This is a genomic window from Psychroflexus aestuariivivens (assembly GCF_004010055.1).
Classification (GTDB): Bacteria; Bacteroidota; Bacteroidia; order Flavobacteriales; family Flavobacteriaceae; genus Psychroflexus; species Psychroflexus aestuariivivens.
The window spans coordinates 34,650-48,789 of sequence record NZ_RQVT01000050.1 but is presented as its reverse complement, the minus strand read 5'-3'; the positions used below and the strand labels follow the sequence as shown (position 1 = coordinate 48,789).

The window sequence follows — 14,140 nt, the reverse complement described above, 5'->3', positions numbered from 1 at the left end:
TTAAAACCAAAATTTATGCTTTTCAAAACAAATTTAAATAGCTTCTTAACTATTGTAAAATCACTTTCGCACTATATTCGAAATTATTTTCAAAAATGAATAAAGAGAAACAACGCAAATTCGATAAAGCTTACCTAAGAATTGCTCGTGAATGGGGCAAACTTTCGCATTGCGAACGTAAGCAAGTTGGCGCTATTATTGTCAAAGATCGAATGATTATTTCAGACGGTTTCAACGGGACGCCAAGCGGTTTCGATAACAATTGCGAAGATAACGAAGGCATGACCAAATGGTATGTCCTGCATGCAGAAGCCAATGCTATTTTGAAAGTTGCAGCCTCCACACAATCTTCAAAAAACTCAACGTTATACATCACACTTTCACCTTGTAAAGAATGTAGCAAATTGATTCATCAAGCTGGAATTACAAGGGTGGTTTTTCAAAAAAACTATAAAGATGATGCTGGATTAGAATTTTTGAGAAAAGCAGGCGTTAACTTACAACAAATCGAAGATTTAGAAGAATGACCAAAAGAACCAAAATATGGCTACCACTTATACTTGCAATTACTTTTGTGGGAGGTATGATCTTAGGCGATATTTTGGACTTCCCCGAAAATTCAATTTCCAATAAGTCATCCAAAAAGCAAAAGTTGAATAGATTGATCAACTATATTGATACGGAATACGTAGATGAAATCAACACCGACAGCATTGTAGATATTACGGTCAACTCTATTTTAAGCAATTTGGACCCACATTCTGCTTACATTTCAAAAAGTGAATACGAAGCAGTTCAAGATAATATGCGTGGCGATTTTGTTGGCATCGGGATAAGTTTTTATAAAGTGAAAGACACTATTGCAGTCATTCGTACTTTGGATAACGGTCCAGGCGAAAGCGCTGGTTTGAAAGCTGGAGATCGAATTTTGTACGCAGATTCAATTCCGCTTTTTGGTGAAAATATGAGTAACGATTCACTGACAGATATTTTGAAAGGACCAGCCAATTCTCAAGTTCAACTGAAAGTAAAACGCAATGGGCAGGATGACTTGTTGAAATTCGACATTAATAGAGGTGTGGTTCCGTTGAAAAGTGTAGATGCTGGTTATATGTTGAATGATACTATCGGTTATATTAAAATTAGTCGTTTTGCAGAATCAACTTATGATGAATTTAGATTGAAAATGAATGAATTGAAGACGCCACAGATGAAAAATGTTGTCATCGATCTTCGTAATAACGGTGGCGGTTTTCTGAAGCAAGCTACAGACATTTTAGATGAATTTATAGCCAAAGACAAACTACTGCTTTATACCAAAAACAAAAAAGGAGACATCAACGAAACTTTTTCTACAGATCGTGGGGAATATGAAGATCAAAAAGTTTTTGTGCTAATTGATGGCAAAACTGCTTCTGCCAGCGAAATTTTAGCCGGGGCAATACAGGATAACGACAGAGGAACAATCGTAGGCAGGCGTTCTTTTGGAAAAGGTTTGGTGCAAAGAGAAATGAATCTCGGTGACGGTAGCGCAGTTCGTTTGACAGTTGCACGATATTATACGCCAACCGGGCGTTCTATTCAACGACCATATGAAAAAGGCAAAAGTGATGCCTACTATTCAAAATATATGGAACGCTACACAAATGGTGAAATGCAAAGCAAAGACAGCATTGTTGTGGACGATTCTTTAAAATATGAAACTCCTGGAGGTAAAATCGTTTATGGTGGTGGCGGCATTGTTCCCGATATTTTTGTGCCAAGAAATGATTCTCAAGCAATTATTGATATTAAATTCATGTACAAAGGTGGTGTGATGGATAGGTTTATTTTCGATATTTTGGATGAAAATCGAAAATTTTATAATAATTTGAGCATTTCCGATTTTATGGAGCAAAAATTAATCACAGATGAAATTATGAATCGCTATACACAGTATTTAGGCGATTATGATATGAATTATAATTTTGGTAGTACTAGCAATATTCTAAAACGATATTTGAAAGCTACAATGGCAAGACAGCTTTTTGGTAGTGATTTGGCGGAACAAATCGCAAACAAAAATGACAAAATGATTGAAGCTGTTTTGAATCAGAAAAACTAAAAGCGCTTGATTTGAAAAAGTTTGCAGAACTTGTCAAAACTATAGACAGCACTAACAAAACCAACTTGAAAGTGCAGGCGCTTACAGATTATTTCAATAAAGCTTCAGATGAAGATAAAGTCTGGACCATAGCAATACTTTCCCATCGCAGACCTCCACGTCCTGTAAATAGTACAAAAATTAGAACTTACGCTTCAGAACTGGCAGAGATTCCACTTTGGCTTTTCGAAGAATCTTATCATATTGTTGGCGATTTAGCTGAAACGATTGCTTTAGTAGTACCAAATCCGGTTTCGCAAACCAATAAAAGCTTAACGAAGTTTCTAGAGGAAATAATCGCACTGAAACCAAAATCGGATACCGAAAAAAAAGAATATTTAACGAATAATTGGAGGCAACTCGATTATTATGAGCGTTTTGTGTTTACAAAGCTAATCACCGGTGGTTTCAGAATTGGTGTAAGTCAAAAACTGATGACACGCGCCTTGTCCAAAGCCACAAATATTGATGAAGATATTTTAGCCTTCAAATTGATGGGAAACTGGAATCCAGATAAAATTTCTTTCCAGGCTTTAATTTTAGAAGAAAATGAAGCCGATTATTTATCCAAACCTTTTCCTTTTTATTTGGCATACGCCATAGATGATAAAGTTGAAGATTTGGGGTCGCCAGAAGATTGGATTTTCGAACACAAATGGGACGGCATTCGTGCGCAACTTATCGTCCGCAAAAATCAATTGTTTGTTTGGAGTCGAGGTGAAGAATTGGTAACCGACAAATATCCTGAGTTTGAAATTTTTACTGATTTTTTACCCGACGGAACTATGCTCGATGGTGAAATTTTGCCTTTTCCAAATAAAGATATCGGCGATTTCAAAGATTTGCAAACACGGATTGGTAGAAAAAACGTATCCAAAAAACTTTTAGAAAATCTTCCTGTGATTTTGAAAGCTTATGATATTTTAGAATTCAAAGGAAAGGATATTCGATCTAAACCATTCAAAGAGCGTCGCAAAATATTAGATAATCTTTACACTCAATTTCAAGATAAAATTCCAGAGTTTCACCTTTCAGAAACCATGACTTTCAAAACTTGGGAAGATGTAGCTGAAGAGCGACAACGTGCCAGAGACATCAAATCCGAAGGTTTGATGATAAAACGTTCCGGTTCCGTTTACGGCGTTGGTCGTAAAAAAGGCGATTGGTGGAAATGGAAATCTGATCCGTTTACTATTGATGCAGTTTTGACTTATGCCATGCGTGGTCACGGGCGGCGTAGCAATTTGTTCACCGATTACACATTTGGTTTGTGGAATGACGACAAAACCGAGCTCATTACTTTTGCAAAAGCCTATTCTGGCTTAACCGATAGTGAATTCAAAAAAGTAGATGCCTGGATTAAGAAAAATACCATTGAGCGTTTTGGGCCAGTAAGAAGTGTAGAACATGAACATGTGTTTGAAATTGCTTTTGAAGGTATCGCCGAATCCAAACGACATAAAAGCGGCGTGGCAACGCGTTTCCCTAGAATTTTGCGTTGGCGCACCGATAAATTGATTGAGGACGCTAATACAATTTCAGATTTGAAAGCTATGATTCCAGATTAAAAATCAAGATTTGTTTTTAAGTTTCTTTTTATATAGGTATTCGTTCATATGCCAAGTGACGAACCCATATAGTCCACCTCCTAAAATTATTGAGATTAGAAGTGAAATTAGCAAAGAAGTCCATTCCATTCTCTCCCAATCTCCCCAGTAATTCATACTTGTATTAATTACAAAAATGATAAGGCCAAAAGCCAATCCGTGAGTGATGATGTATTTTTTCTTTCCAGCTTTTTTGGTGGCTTTCCAGTTTTCAATAAATTTTTTATCAGATGCTTTCATTTGAATTTGATGTTTTATTTCAATCTAAAGTTGGCCTAAAAATAATTAAGACTTTCAAATTGGAGAAGTAATATTTAAATTTATTAATTATTGACTCACACGTTTTTTATATTCGTTTAAATTACTGAGAAATGAAGCAAAACAAACTGAAGCCAACTTATTTTCAGCAATCGGATGTTGTTTTCCTAGCCAAAGATTTGATTGGGAAAAAGATATTTACCTTCTTCGATGGACAATTAACTGGCGGAACCATCACAGAAACCGAAGCCTACGCCGGTGTTGGAGACAAAGCTTGTCATGCACATTTGGGGCGCTTTACAGAACGCACCAAAGTGATGTATGAAACAGGTGGTATTTCTTATATTTATTTATGCTATGGCATTCACCACTTGTTTAATATTGTGACCAATATCAAAGGCCGAGCAGATGCAATTCTTTTACGAGGATTTGAACCTGAACATGGCATTGCAACCATGCTGAAACGGCGTAATAAGACTAAAGTTGAAAAGAATTTGTCCGCCGGTCCTGGGAACGTTTCTCAGGCTTTAGGTTTGACGAAAGCACAAAATGCCAATTCTGTTTGTTCTAATGAAATTTGGTTAGAAAATGGCAGTAATTTTGATGTAGACATTGTCGAGACCACTAGAATTGGAATTGATTATGCCAAGGAAGACGCTGAATTACCATGGCGTTTTTATCAAAAGGATTCCAAATTTGTGTCTGTAAAATAAAAATTATGAAATCCATCAATTGGTTTGTTTTAGGTGTTTTGCTTATGTTCAATTTTGAAATATATGGGCAAAATGAATTCGCTTTTAATCGTTTGTATAAGTATGAACATTACGATTGTGAACATCCTATAGGAATAATTTTAGTAGATAAAATTCAATTTCAGAATAACGCTGAGGATGATAATTTCATATGTGTTTTCAATTCTGAATCAGAAATAATAAATGTCAATTTGATTGAACGACAGAATTTCGTCAGCAGCAATAAGTTTCTGAAAAATGATTTTTTGCAGGCTCATAAAATTTTAATGAACCAATTCTGGACTTTGGATTCTGTCTCCAAAACAGACTTTTCTATTTTGAAAGAAAGATTTCGCTTAGGAAAAGTCAAGGATACACTAATACAAGGTAAATCCTTAAAACACTACACCATTCATGCAAATAACCCAGAGGCAGAGACTTTTAAATCTTTTCACTTAATCATAAATACAAAAATGAACTCTGAAAATGTGGTAATCAATTATCCTGCATTTTACTATTTTCTCAAACAAAAAGGGCTTAAATTGAAAGGTGTTCTAGTTGAACAATTTTTCATTAACTTAGATGACCAAATTTATTGCCACGATATCTTGTCAGTATTTGAAATTGTCAACAAAAGAGTGGTTGTAGATCCATTAGTAAAGTATTAGTTATGAATTTCAAACTTCTGTTTTTTATTTTATTTTTAATGATGACAGAAGTACTTTTTGCTCAAAGTAAACTCATTTTCAACCAGTTTTTACTTTACGAACATTCAGAATGCAACTACGATAGAGATCATTATCAATTTGTATACATGATGAGTTCTGGTTCTCATGACGAATTTCTAGAATACACCAGGCAGGGAAGTGATACAGTGAATGTAACGATTAGTAAGTTAGGTGAATTTCACGCCCACAGCGTCTTCAAAGAGTCAGAAATCTTTTCAGATAAACACATGAAATTTCGCACTAAATTTCAATATTGGGAACTTGATTTTTATAAGAAAAAAGCCCGTGACAAATTTGAATTAACCTACGATCAGGATACAATAATAAATGGCAAAGCTTATAAATTAATAAAATTAACTTCCAAAAAAAAGAAAAACGCCAGTTATAAATCTTACAATATTGTTGTTGATCCGACAGATCAATCACAAAAATTGACTGTTCCAAATCACAAAGTACATTATTTATTGGAAGATATTAGAGCTGAAATACGTGGAGAAATTTACATGACTTTTTATAGAGATCACAGTCAGAAAATCTATTGTAGAAGTGTTCTCACCCAAAAAGAAGCTATTCAAAAAACCATTCAAATTGGAGATTAATTTCAGCCTTGAATATATTTTTTTGGTGTCGTACCAAACTTCTTTTTAAAAGCTGAAATAAAATGACTTGCAGTACTGTAGCCAATTGCTAAGCCAACTTCATTTACATTATGCTGACCTTTTTCAAGAAGTTTTCGCGCATAATCCATTTTGTAATCGAATAAAAATGAAAAAACGGTGTCGCCGTATATTTCTTTAAAACCTTCTTTTAGTTTTTTTAGACTCAAACCAACTTCTTCCGCCAATTCCTGCAAACTTGGTGGTTCTGCCATGCGTTGTAAAATAATTTCTTTGGCAAGTTTTATTTTCTTCACATTATCTTCATCATCTAGAAATGGACATTGTTCAATGTCAGCTTCTTCCGGTCTGTTAAAATATAAACCGATCAACTCATAAGCTTTTCCTTTCAGGTAAATTTTTCTTACAGAAGGATGCAAGTTGAAATTCAGAATTTGAGATAAAATAACCGCCATTGCTGGAGAAACTGGAACTTCTTTATAGTATTTTTTATCACGATTGTCTTCCATCAGAAAATCGATATAATTGGCTTCTGCAGAAAATAAAGTATGTAATTTTTTAATAGAAATCAAAACAGAAACTGACCAAGAATTTGCAGAAGATTCCAAATTTATGGGTAAATCTCGCTGCGGATTATATAATAAAAGTGACTTGTCTTCAGCAATATCAAGCGAATAGCGACCTTGGTTGAAATTGAACCTAACTAAACCTTTCACGCAAAAATGAAATTGAATAAAATCTGCACCTATATTATGAGTGATGCATTGTTCTATTTCAGATTCATTTTTTACAGTCAAAATCGAAATTCCTTCTTCAATCTCGATTAAGCGTTCTGAACCTCTAGCGATATTTTCAATGGGCGTGGAAGACATATTTAGTTGATATTTATTTAGAATCGTTCTAATTTAATTGTTTGTCAAGGCTAACTATCATTACAAAAATAGCTAAATAAGATGATAAATATCAGTTTTAGTACAAAAACACGGGAAACGACAAAAAATGAACTTTCAGCGTTATTTTTAGAAAGCCTTCTGCTCTAATTTTGCATACTATAATTTTTGAATTCACAAATGCAGAAATATAACATTTCAAAACATGCCTATTTTTTCGTAATTGGAATCAGCTATCAAAAGGCTGATGCGGAAACTAGAGGTAAATTCAATTTGAACTTAGACCAGCGTAAAGCAATGTTAGAGAAAGCCCAAAACTTGGGTTTAGATGCTTTGGTGGTATCGTCAACTTGCAACCGTACGGAAATTTATGCTTTTGCAGACCAAGCGCAAACGCTTGTAGATTTACTTTGTGAATTTAGCATTGGAGATGCTAATACTTTTGAAACTAATGGTTATGTGCTTCAAAACCGCGAAGCGATCAATCACATGTTTAGAGTTGGTTGTGGTTTGGACAGTCAGATTTTAGGTGATTTTGAAATCATCAGTCAAATGAAATCTGCCTTCACATTGTCAAAGAAAAATGGAATGATCAATCATTTCATGGAGCGATTGGTAAATTCTGTGATTCAAGCCAGTCGTAGAATTAAAAATGAAACACAGATTTCTTCAGGCGCGACATCTGTATCTTTTGCATCTGTTCAATACATTTTGGACAATATCAAAAACATTTCTGATAAAAAAATATTGCTGTTCGGCACTGGTAAGATCGGTAGGAATACTTGTGAAAACTTAGTAAAACACACCAGTAACAAGAATATTACTTTAATCAACAGAACTAAAGATAGGGCCGAAGAAATTGCAGGCAAATTCAACCTAATTGTAAAAGATTTTTCTGAACTTCAATCAGAAATTCGCTCTACTGATATTTTAATTGTTGCCACTGGTGCACAAACACCGACTATTACGAAAGAATTGATTTATCCTAAAAAAGAGCTTTTGGTTTTAGATTTGTCTATACCAAAAAATGTTGCTGAAGATGTTGATGAAATGGATAATGTGAAGCTTTTACATTTAGATTACTTGTCAAAAATCACAGATGAAACCCTTTCCAAAAGAAAAGCATTTATTCCTGATGCGGAATTGATTATTGAAGAGGTGAAATTTGAATTTGACGAATGGTTGGATACCAGAAAATTTGCTCCAACTATAAAAGCTTTGAAAGATAAGTTTAAAATTTTTCAAGCTGAAGAATTAGATTATCAAAGCAAAAAAATCGGAGACTTCAATAAAGAGCAAGCTGAAATCATCAGCGACAGAATAATTCATAAAATCACTAGAAGTTTCGCTAGTCATTTGCGAAGTGCTAACGGTTCTACAGAAGACAGCGTGGCTCTACTCAAAAAAGTTTTCGAACTTGAAATTGAGAATCAGAAATAAAATTACCTGAAATCATTTTCAATATAAATTTAGACGTCTAAAATATTTTATTTTTGTGAAAAAGCAAGTGATAAGAATTGGGACAAGAGACAGCGAATTGGCATTGTGGCAAGCCAAAAAGGTGCAAAATCTTCTTCAAGAAGCAGGATATTCCACAGAATTGAAACCTGTAAAATCTACTGGCGATCTCAATCTGGATCAACCATTATATGAATTCGGAATTACTGGAATATTTACCAAAACATTGGATATCGCTTTGGTAAATGGAGATATTGATATTGCCGTGCATTCCATGAAAGATGTTCCGACTGCTTTACCGAAAAATGTTGTGGAAGCTGCAGTTTTACCAAGAGCTAACACCGCTGACATTTTAATTCACAAAGGCTTAGATTTTCTAGATAACGAAGGTGTAATTGCAACGGGAAGTTTACGAAGAAAATCACAATGGTTGAATCGTTATCCAAAACATGAGGTTGAAAATTTACGTGGTAATGTGAATACTCGGCTTCAAAAGTTGAAAGATAATGCCTGGAACGGTGCTATTTTTGCAGCAGCTGGCTTAGAAAGAATTAATTTGAAACCAGACAATCATATTTCTTTAGATTGGATGATTCCTGCGCCTGCTCAAGGTGCCATGTTGGTGGTGACTAAAGAAGAAAATCAGTTTTGTAGAACAGCACTTCAGGAATTGAATCATAAATCCACTGCTTTGGAGGTATTTGTTGAGCGCCAGTTTTTGAAAACTTTAGAAGGTGGCTGTACTGCGCCAATCGGTGCTTTAGCAAAAATTGAAAATGATGTTTTAAGCTTGAGAGCTGGATTGTACAGTCTTGATGGTAAAGAAAAGTTTGAAATTCATGAGCAAACTTCTATTGAGCAAGTGGAGAATTTTGGTAAACTTTGCGCTGAAAAAGTTCTAGATCAAGGCGGTCACAGCTTGATGAAATCTTTGCGAGAAATCTTATGATATGCCTAGTGTGCTTTCCACCAAAATTTTAACTGAATCGCAAACCAATTTACTGCTGAATGCGAATTTGAGTTTGGTGCAATACAATGCAATTGAAATAAAACCGCTTTATAGTCCTGACCATTTCCACAATGTTTATTTTGAAAATGCAATTGTGACCAGTCAGAAATCTGTAGATTTTATCAAACCTGCTAAGATTGAACGTTGCTTTTGTGTGGGCCAAAAAACTGCTGAACGGCTCAAGAATCATGGTTTTAAAGTTGAAGTTATTGCTGAATACGGCTCGGATTTAGCTGAGGTAATTACTAGGAAATATTCAGATTCAAAATTTCATTTTTTTTGTAGTGAACAACGAAGAGATGAATTGCCATCAGAATTGAAATCTCAAAAAGTTTCATTTGAAGAAATTCATTTGTATAAAACGCAGCCTAACTTAAAAAAATTTCATCGTAATTTTGATTCAATTTTGTTTTTCAGTCCTTCTGCGGTGAAAAGTTTTTTTGAAGTGAATTCTGCAAAGCATTCAAAATTAATTTGTATCGGAGAAACTACAGCGACTTGTGCACGCAAATTTTCTTCTGAAGTTTATGTAGCTAAACATACGTCGATAGAAAGTGTGATTGTGAAAACTGTTCAAGTTTTAAAACAATAAACCCCGCTAAAATTAGCAGGGTTTATTTAAAAAAGTAAAGGACTCAGTTATTTATTCAAAATCTGAATTAGAAACGCCTTCATTTACTTTCAATTCTTCAATTTTAATATCTAGAGTTTGTGGTCCCATGTCTTGTGATAAAGTCATTGGAAATTTTACACCATTTTTCTCCTGATAATCGCTGTATTTCATAGTTGTTGTAGCAGTTTGTCCCATTTGCTCTACTGTGGTTTCAGTGGCTAGTTTCAATCCATTTTCAACACTATAAAACTCTCTAATATTTTCAGAAACTTGAATAACGTATGCGTCTTCATCGTTCATTTTTTCAATACTAGTTAACTCAACGCCTTCTGGAACTTTCAACTCAGCAAACAATCCTGCTGTTTTCTTTTTAGCCTGAATTTGGTCTTCTGTATAGTCCATTTTTTGACCTCTTGCTTCAACATAACCTTTCTGTCCATTGAAAACATCTTTTTGCATGGTTGTGCCTTGCATAGCGACTTCTTCAATTTGCTTACCGTCTTTGGTCAACTTTCTAGTAATAGTTATAACAGTTCCTTGAATGCTAGCTGAGCCTTTCATCATTACTTTATTAACATCGTCAACTGCACTTTTTCCGCCAATAGCTTTGATATAATTGTCGTAAACAGTTTCAACGGTCACGCCTTCTGGAATCTCTTTGCTGAAAACAGGTTTGTCAATTTTTTCTGTTTCTTTGTTGAAATACAAAACAGGAACATTTTTTCCATTGAATTCAACTTTTTCAAGATTTTCAGCAACTTCTGAGCCTTTACCAGCAACAACAATTTGCATTTCGTCAATTTTCAAATATTTCTGTGCAACTCTTTTGACGTCTACAACACTAACTGCATTGATTTTTTCTAAATAAGTTTCGTAGAAATCTTCAGGCAAGTTGTTTGTTTCAATGTTTAAAGCATAACTAGCTATTGTAGAAGGTTGCTCCAATCTCATCACGAAATTACCAGCAAACTTCTTTTTGGTATCTTCTAATTTGTCAGAATCAACGTTTTCATTTCTAATTCTTTCTACTTCCTTAAGAATTTCAACAACAGCACTGTCTGTAACTGCATTTCTAACGCCTGCTGAAGCTCTAAATCTTGAAGCATAACGGCTTGCACCAATACTAGATCTTGCACCATAAGTATAACCTTTGTCTTCTCTTAAGTTCATATTTAGATAGCTTCCAAAACTTCCGCCTAGAATTTGGTTCATTACCAAAACTGGGAAATAATCTGGATCTTTCATTTCAAGATCAACTGTGTTTTGTGCAATGATTTGACTTTGCACAGCGTTTGGCATGTCAACAAAATCAATTTGAGTGTATTGAGCAGGTTTCACTTGTGGAAGTGTTGTTCCTGGAGGCGTTGCTTTTTTCCAGTCGCCAAAATATTCTTTAACTAATTTTTTAGCTTGACGTTTTTTGATGTCACCAACAATTACCAAGAATGCATTTTCAGGAACAAAGTAGTTTCTGTATGCGTTTTCAACATCTTGTAAGTTGATTTCTTCAACGGATTCAACAGAAGTATACTGTCCATAAGGATGGTTTTCGCCATAAGCTAAAGCGCTGCTCAATCTGCTAGCAATTGTACCAACATCTTTTTGGTTTGACTTCAAACTTTCAATAAGCTTCTTTTGTTCAGAATCAAATTCTTCTTGTTTAAAAACAGGATTTAATGCACCATCTGCCATTAATTCCATCACACGCGGAAAAAATTTAGAAAGAGAACTTGCAGAAGCGCTTTCTGAACCAAAACTTACTCTTGCACCAAGAAAATCGATTTCTTCGTTGAATTTGTCTTTAGAAATGTTTTCTGTACCTGTACCAAGTAGAGCTGAAACCATGCTTGAAGTTCCAGGTTTTTTTTCTGTGTATGGTTTGTTATCAATAATCAAACTCGCCGTAACTCTTGGGAGTTTGTCATTTTCAACGACTAAAACTTTCAAACCGTTTTTTAGAGAAAAAGTTTTAGGCTCGCCGATATTAATTTTTGGTGCTGGACCAGGTTTTGGCATTTCAGATCTGTCGATCTGAGCCATCATTCCGGTAGCGACCAAACAAAATACGATTAATGTTACTATGTTTCTTTTCATTTTATCCTTTTTTATTCGTTTGATTCTGGTAAGTAGTCAAGTTCTAAACGCTTGTTTTCTTTCAAGTATTTTTTAGCGACTTCTTGTATTTCTTCTCTAGTAATGCTCTCGTAAATTTCAATTTCCTCATTGATGAGGTCTGTGTTGTCATAAAGCATATTGTAAGTGGCTAGTGAGCCTGCAATACCTTGAATGCTAGAGTTAGAATTTACAAATCTATTCTCGAACTTATTTTGAAGTTTTTGATATTCTCTTTCGGAAATCAATTCGCTTTGAAGCTTTTCAATTTCTTCATCCATGACTTGTGTCAATTTTTCTAAAGAAGTGTCACCAAGCGGAAGTGCGCCAATTACATAGGTTCCATAGTCTTCCATGCTTCTTGCGAAAGCCAAAACCTGAAGTGCAATTTGTTCGTCATCAACCATTCTTTTGTACATTCTAGAACTTTTACCATCAGTTAAAAGAGTAGATATCATATCCAAAACGTAGGCATCACGATCTTTCATAGAAGGTGTTCTGTAAACTAAAACCTTTAGAGGAATCTGAATGTTGCTATCATATTCAGTAGCTACAATTTTTTCTTGAATAGGATCTTCCTTTATGTTTACACGTTCAACTTCTTCACCACTTGGGATAGGACCGAAGTAGCTTTTGATCATTTTTTTAGTTTCATCGATATCAATATCACCTGCAACAACTAAAGTGGCGTTGTTTGGATTATAATATTTATCGAAAAAAGCTTTAAATTCATCTAATTGCGCAGCATCCAAATCTTCCATAGTTCCTATGACAGAATTTTTATAAGGATGTTTGTCGAACATGTAAGGATTAATTCCTGTAGAATAAGCAACTTTACCATAAGGAGCGTTATCGATTCTAGAACGCTTTTCTTCTTTTACAACTTCGTTCTGAGTATCCACACCAACTTGGTTAATCACTGGGTGAAGCATTCTTTCGGATTCCATCCACAATCCTAACTCCAAAGCGTTAGAAGGGAAAGTTTCGTAATAATACGTACGATCTTGCGTCGTGTTTGCATTATTGCTACCGCCGTTAGCAGCTACAATATTGAACCATTCGCCTCTTTCGATATTTTCTGTACCTTCAAAGAGTAAGTGTTCGAAAAAGTGAGCGAATCCAGTACGTCCTTTTGCTTCGTCTTTAGCACCAACGTGGTACATTACACCAACAGTTACCACTGGTGCGGTGTTGTCTTCGTGAAGGATAACGTGTAAGCCATTATCCAGATCGTACTCTGTAAATTCTACTTTCTGCGCGAATCCGCTAAAAGTAAGAAATAACACAAAAGCAGATAGAAATAAGTTTTTAGTCATTTTGTTATTGTTTTGATTTATTATATTGGTATAAAAATATGGCAAATGTTACAATTATAGAGGCTAAATTTTAAAAATGATTTCATTTAAACTATAATAAAATATTAATATCTTATTTTAATTTTGATATAAAAGTTTATTTTTAATACATTTAGTGATTAGTATAATTAAAATTAATAAAAAAAATTATGAGTAGATTCGTTTTATCAGTCAGATTCGGAGTGGCATTGTGTACATCATTAATCGCATATTTTTTAGTTTTGTCCTTGTTCAACCTTCATACAAATCCGCTTTATAGTTTGTTCAATGGCGTTATTACCGGGTTTGCAATTTATGAAGCTATTCGTTTTAAAAGAATTGAAAAGAAGGATGACTATAATTATACAGTCGGATTTCAAGCTGGAATTGTTACTGGATTTTTAGCATCAATATTGTTTACTATCTTTATGGCAATTTATGCAACTGAAATCGAACCTGGGTTTATTGATAAGATCACAAATAATTTTTCTCAATCTTACGATATTGGTGTTGGCATTTTTTCTTTTACAGTTTTATTGTTAGGTTTAGCGACCACAATTGTGCTGACTTTATCATTTATGCAACTGTTCAAAAATCGAATTACACCTGAAAATAAGTAGTGCTCTTTTTCTCAACAAAT

14 protein-coding genes are annotated in these 14,140 nt (G+C 34.4%); 10 read left to right on the top strand and 4 right to left on the bottom strand.

Annotation, left to right across the window (positions count from 1 at the left end; genetic code table 11):
- Window positions 1-95: 95 nt before the first annotated feature.
- Genes EIG86_RS08860 through EIG86_RS08850 form a run of 3 tightly spaced genes read left to right on the top strand, consistent with a single transcriptional unit; the run spans window position 96 to window position 3,711 of the window.
- Window positions 96-527, top strand: a complete 432-nt coding sequence (locus EIG86_RS08860) for a deoxycytidylate deaminase (RefSeq protein WP_127845819.1) — start codon at window positions 96-98, stop codon at window positions 525-527.
- Complete coding sequence (locus tag EIG86_RS08855; RefSeq protein ID WP_127845818.1) at window positions 524-2,104, top strand: S41 family peptidase; 1,581 nt, start codon at window positions 524-526, stop codon at window positions 2,102-2,104. The genes EIG86_RS08860 and EIG86_RS08855 overlap by 4 nt, the downstream gene beginning before the upstream one ends.
- A gap of 11 nt (window positions 2,105-2,115) precedes the next feature.
- On the top strand, window positions 2,116-3,711 hold the full coding sequence (locus tag EIG86_RS08850; protein WP_127845817.1) for an ATP-dependent DNA ligase: 1,596 nt from the start codon (window positions 2,116-2,118) through the stop codon (window positions 3,709-3,711).
- A gap of 3 nt (window positions 3,712-3,714) precedes the next feature.
- Here EIG86_RS08850 and EIG86_RS08845 read toward each other — a convergent pair whose 3' ends face one another.
- Window positions 3,715-3,990, bottom strand: a complete 276-nt coding sequence (locus EIG86_RS08845; RefSeq protein ID WP_127845816.1) for a hypothetical protein — start codon at window positions 3,988-3,990, stop codon at window positions 3,715-3,717.
- Window positions 3,991-4,121: 131 nt separating this feature from the next.
- On the opposite strand from EIG86_RS08845, the gene EIG86_RS08840 reads away from it, so the two are divergent.
- From EIG86_RS08840 to EIG86_RS08830, 3 genes are read left to right on the top strand one after another with little or no spacing between them, the layout of a single operon-like run.
- The gene (locus EIG86_RS08840) at window positions 4,122-4,721 is read left to right on the top strand and encodes a DNA-3-methyladenine glycosylase (protein WP_127845815.1); all 600 of its coding nucleotides are present in this window, start codon (window positions 4,122-4,124) and stop codon (window positions 4,719-4,721) included.
- A 5-nt stretch (window positions 4,722-4,726) separates the two neighbouring features.
- Window positions 4,727-5,407 (top strand): hypothetical protein, encoded by a 681-nt coding sequence (locus EIG86_RS08835; RefSeq protein WP_127845814.1) that lies wholly within the window; start codon window positions 4,727-4,729, stop codon window positions 5,405-5,407.
- 2 nt (window positions 5,408-5,409) lie between these two features.
- Window positions 5,410-6,066: a hypothetical protein gene (locus tag EIG86_RS08830; protein ID WP_127845813.1), complete on the top strand. Its 657-nt coding sequence runs from the start codon at window positions 5,410-5,412 to the stop codon at window positions 6,064-6,066.
- A 2-nt stretch (window positions 6,067-6,068) separates the two neighbouring features.
- On the opposite strand, the gene EIG86_RS08825 is transcribed toward EIG86_RS08830, so the two are convergent.
- Complete coding sequence (locus EIG86_RS08825) at window positions 6,069-6,956, bottom strand: AraC family transcriptional regulator (protein ID WP_127845812.1); 888 nt, start codon at window positions 6,954-6,956, stop codon at window positions 6,069-6,071.
- 198 nt (window positions 6,957-7,154) lie between these two features.
- On the opposite strand from EIG86_RS08825, the gene hemA reads away from it, so the two are divergent.
- The 3 genes from hemA to EIG86_RS08810 are packed head-to-tail and all read left to right on the top strand — an operon-like array spanning window position 7,155 to window position 10,033.
- Complete coding sequence (hemA, locus tag EIG86_RS08820) at window positions 7,155-8,414, top strand: glutamyl-tRNA reductase (RefSeq protein ID WP_127845811.1); 1,260 nt, start codon at window positions 7,155-7,157, stop codon at window positions 8,412-8,414.
- Window positions 8,415-8,469: 55 nt separating this feature from the next.
- Entirely contained in the window at window positions 8,470-9,381 is a 912-nt protein-coding gene (gene hemC, locus EIG86_RS08815) for a hydroxymethylbilane synthase (protein ID WP_127845810.1), read from the top strand.
- 1 nt (window position 9,382) lies between these two features.
- Window positions 9,383-10,033: a uroporphyrinogen-III synthase gene (locus EIG86_RS08810; RefSeq protein WP_127845809.1), complete on the top strand. Its 651-nt coding sequence runs from the start codon at window positions 9,383-9,385 to the stop codon at window positions 10,031-10,033.
- Between the two features lie 51 nt (window positions 10,034-10,084).
- On the opposite strand, the gene EIG86_RS08805 is transcribed toward EIG86_RS08810, so the two are convergent.
- Together EIG86_RS08805 and EIG86_RS08800 are read right to left on the bottom strand one after the other, a co-directional pair.
- A complete protein-coding gene (locus tag EIG86_RS08805; RefSeq protein ID WP_127845808.1) occupies window positions 10,085-12,148 on the bottom strand; it encodes a M16 family metallopeptidase in 2,064 nt (687 codons plus the stop codon).
- Between the two features lie 11 nt (window positions 12,149-12,159).
- Window positions 12,160-13,482, bottom strand: a complete 1,323-nt coding sequence (locus tag EIG86_RS08800) for a M16 family metallopeptidase (protein ID WP_127845807.1) — start codon at window positions 13,480-13,482, stop codon at window positions 12,160-12,162.
- Between the two features lie 188 nt (window positions 13,483-13,670).
- Here EIG86_RS08800 and EIG86_RS08795 point away from each other — a divergent pair, with 188 nt between their 5' ends.
- Window positions 13,671-14,120 carry a DUF4199 domain-containing protein gene (locus EIG86_RS08795; RefSeq protein ID WP_127845806.1) on the top strand — a complete coding sequence of 150 codons (450 nt, stop codon included), beginning with the start codon at window positions 13,671-13,673 and terminating at the stop codon, window positions 14,118-14,120.
- Window positions 14,121-14,140: the final 20 nt, after the last annotated feature.

Bases quoted from the DNA above. Each gene is read 5' to 3' on its own strand.
- EIG86_RS08830 (WP_127845813.1), top strand. From the start codon at position 5,410: ATGAATTTCAAACTTCTGTTTTTTATTTTATTTTTAATGATGACAGAA.
- EIG86_RS08860 (WP_127845819.1), top strand. From the start codon at position 96: ATGAATAAAGAGAAACAACGCAAATTCGATAAAGCTTACCTAAGAATT.
- EIG86_RS08800 (WP_127845807.1), bottom strand. From the start codon at position 13,482: ATGACTAAAAACTTATTTCTATCTGCTTTTGTGTTATTTCTTACTTTT.
- EIG86_RS08810 (WP_127845809.1), top strand. From the start codon at position 9,383: ATGCCTAGTGTGCTTTCCACCAAAATTTTAACTGAATCGCAAACCAAT.
- EIG86_RS08825 (WP_127845812.1), bottom strand. From the start codon at position 6,956: ATGTCTTCCACGCCCATTGAAAATATCGCTAGAGGTTCAGAACGCTTA.
- EIG86_RS08840 (WP_127845815.1), top strand. From the start codon at position 4,122: ATGAAGCAAAACAAACTGAAGCCAACTTATTTTCAGCAATCGGATGTT.
- EIG86_RS08795 (WP_127845806.1), top strand. From the start codon at position 13,671: ATGAGTAGATTCGTTTTATCAGTCAGATTCGGAGTGGCATTGTGTACA.
- EIG86_RS08845 (WP_127845816.1), bottom strand. From the start codon at position 3,990: ATGAAAGCATCTGATAAAAAATTTATTGAAAACTGGAAAGCCACCAAA.
- EIG86_RS08855 (WP_127845818.1), top strand. From the start codon at position 524: ATGACCAAAAGAACCAAAATATGGCTACCACTTATACTTGCAATTACT.
- EIG86_RS08805 (WP_127845808.1), bottom strand. From the start codon at position 12,148: ATGAAAAGAAACATAGTAACATTAATCGTATTTTGTTTGGTCGCTACC.
- hemA (WP_127845811.1), top strand. From the start codon at position 7,155: ATGCAGAAATATAACATTTCAAAACATGCCTATTTTTTCGTAATTGGA.
- EIG86_RS08835 (WP_127845814.1), top strand. From the start codon at position 4,727: ATGAAATCCATCAATTGGTTTGTTTTAGGTGTTTTGCTTATGTTCAAT.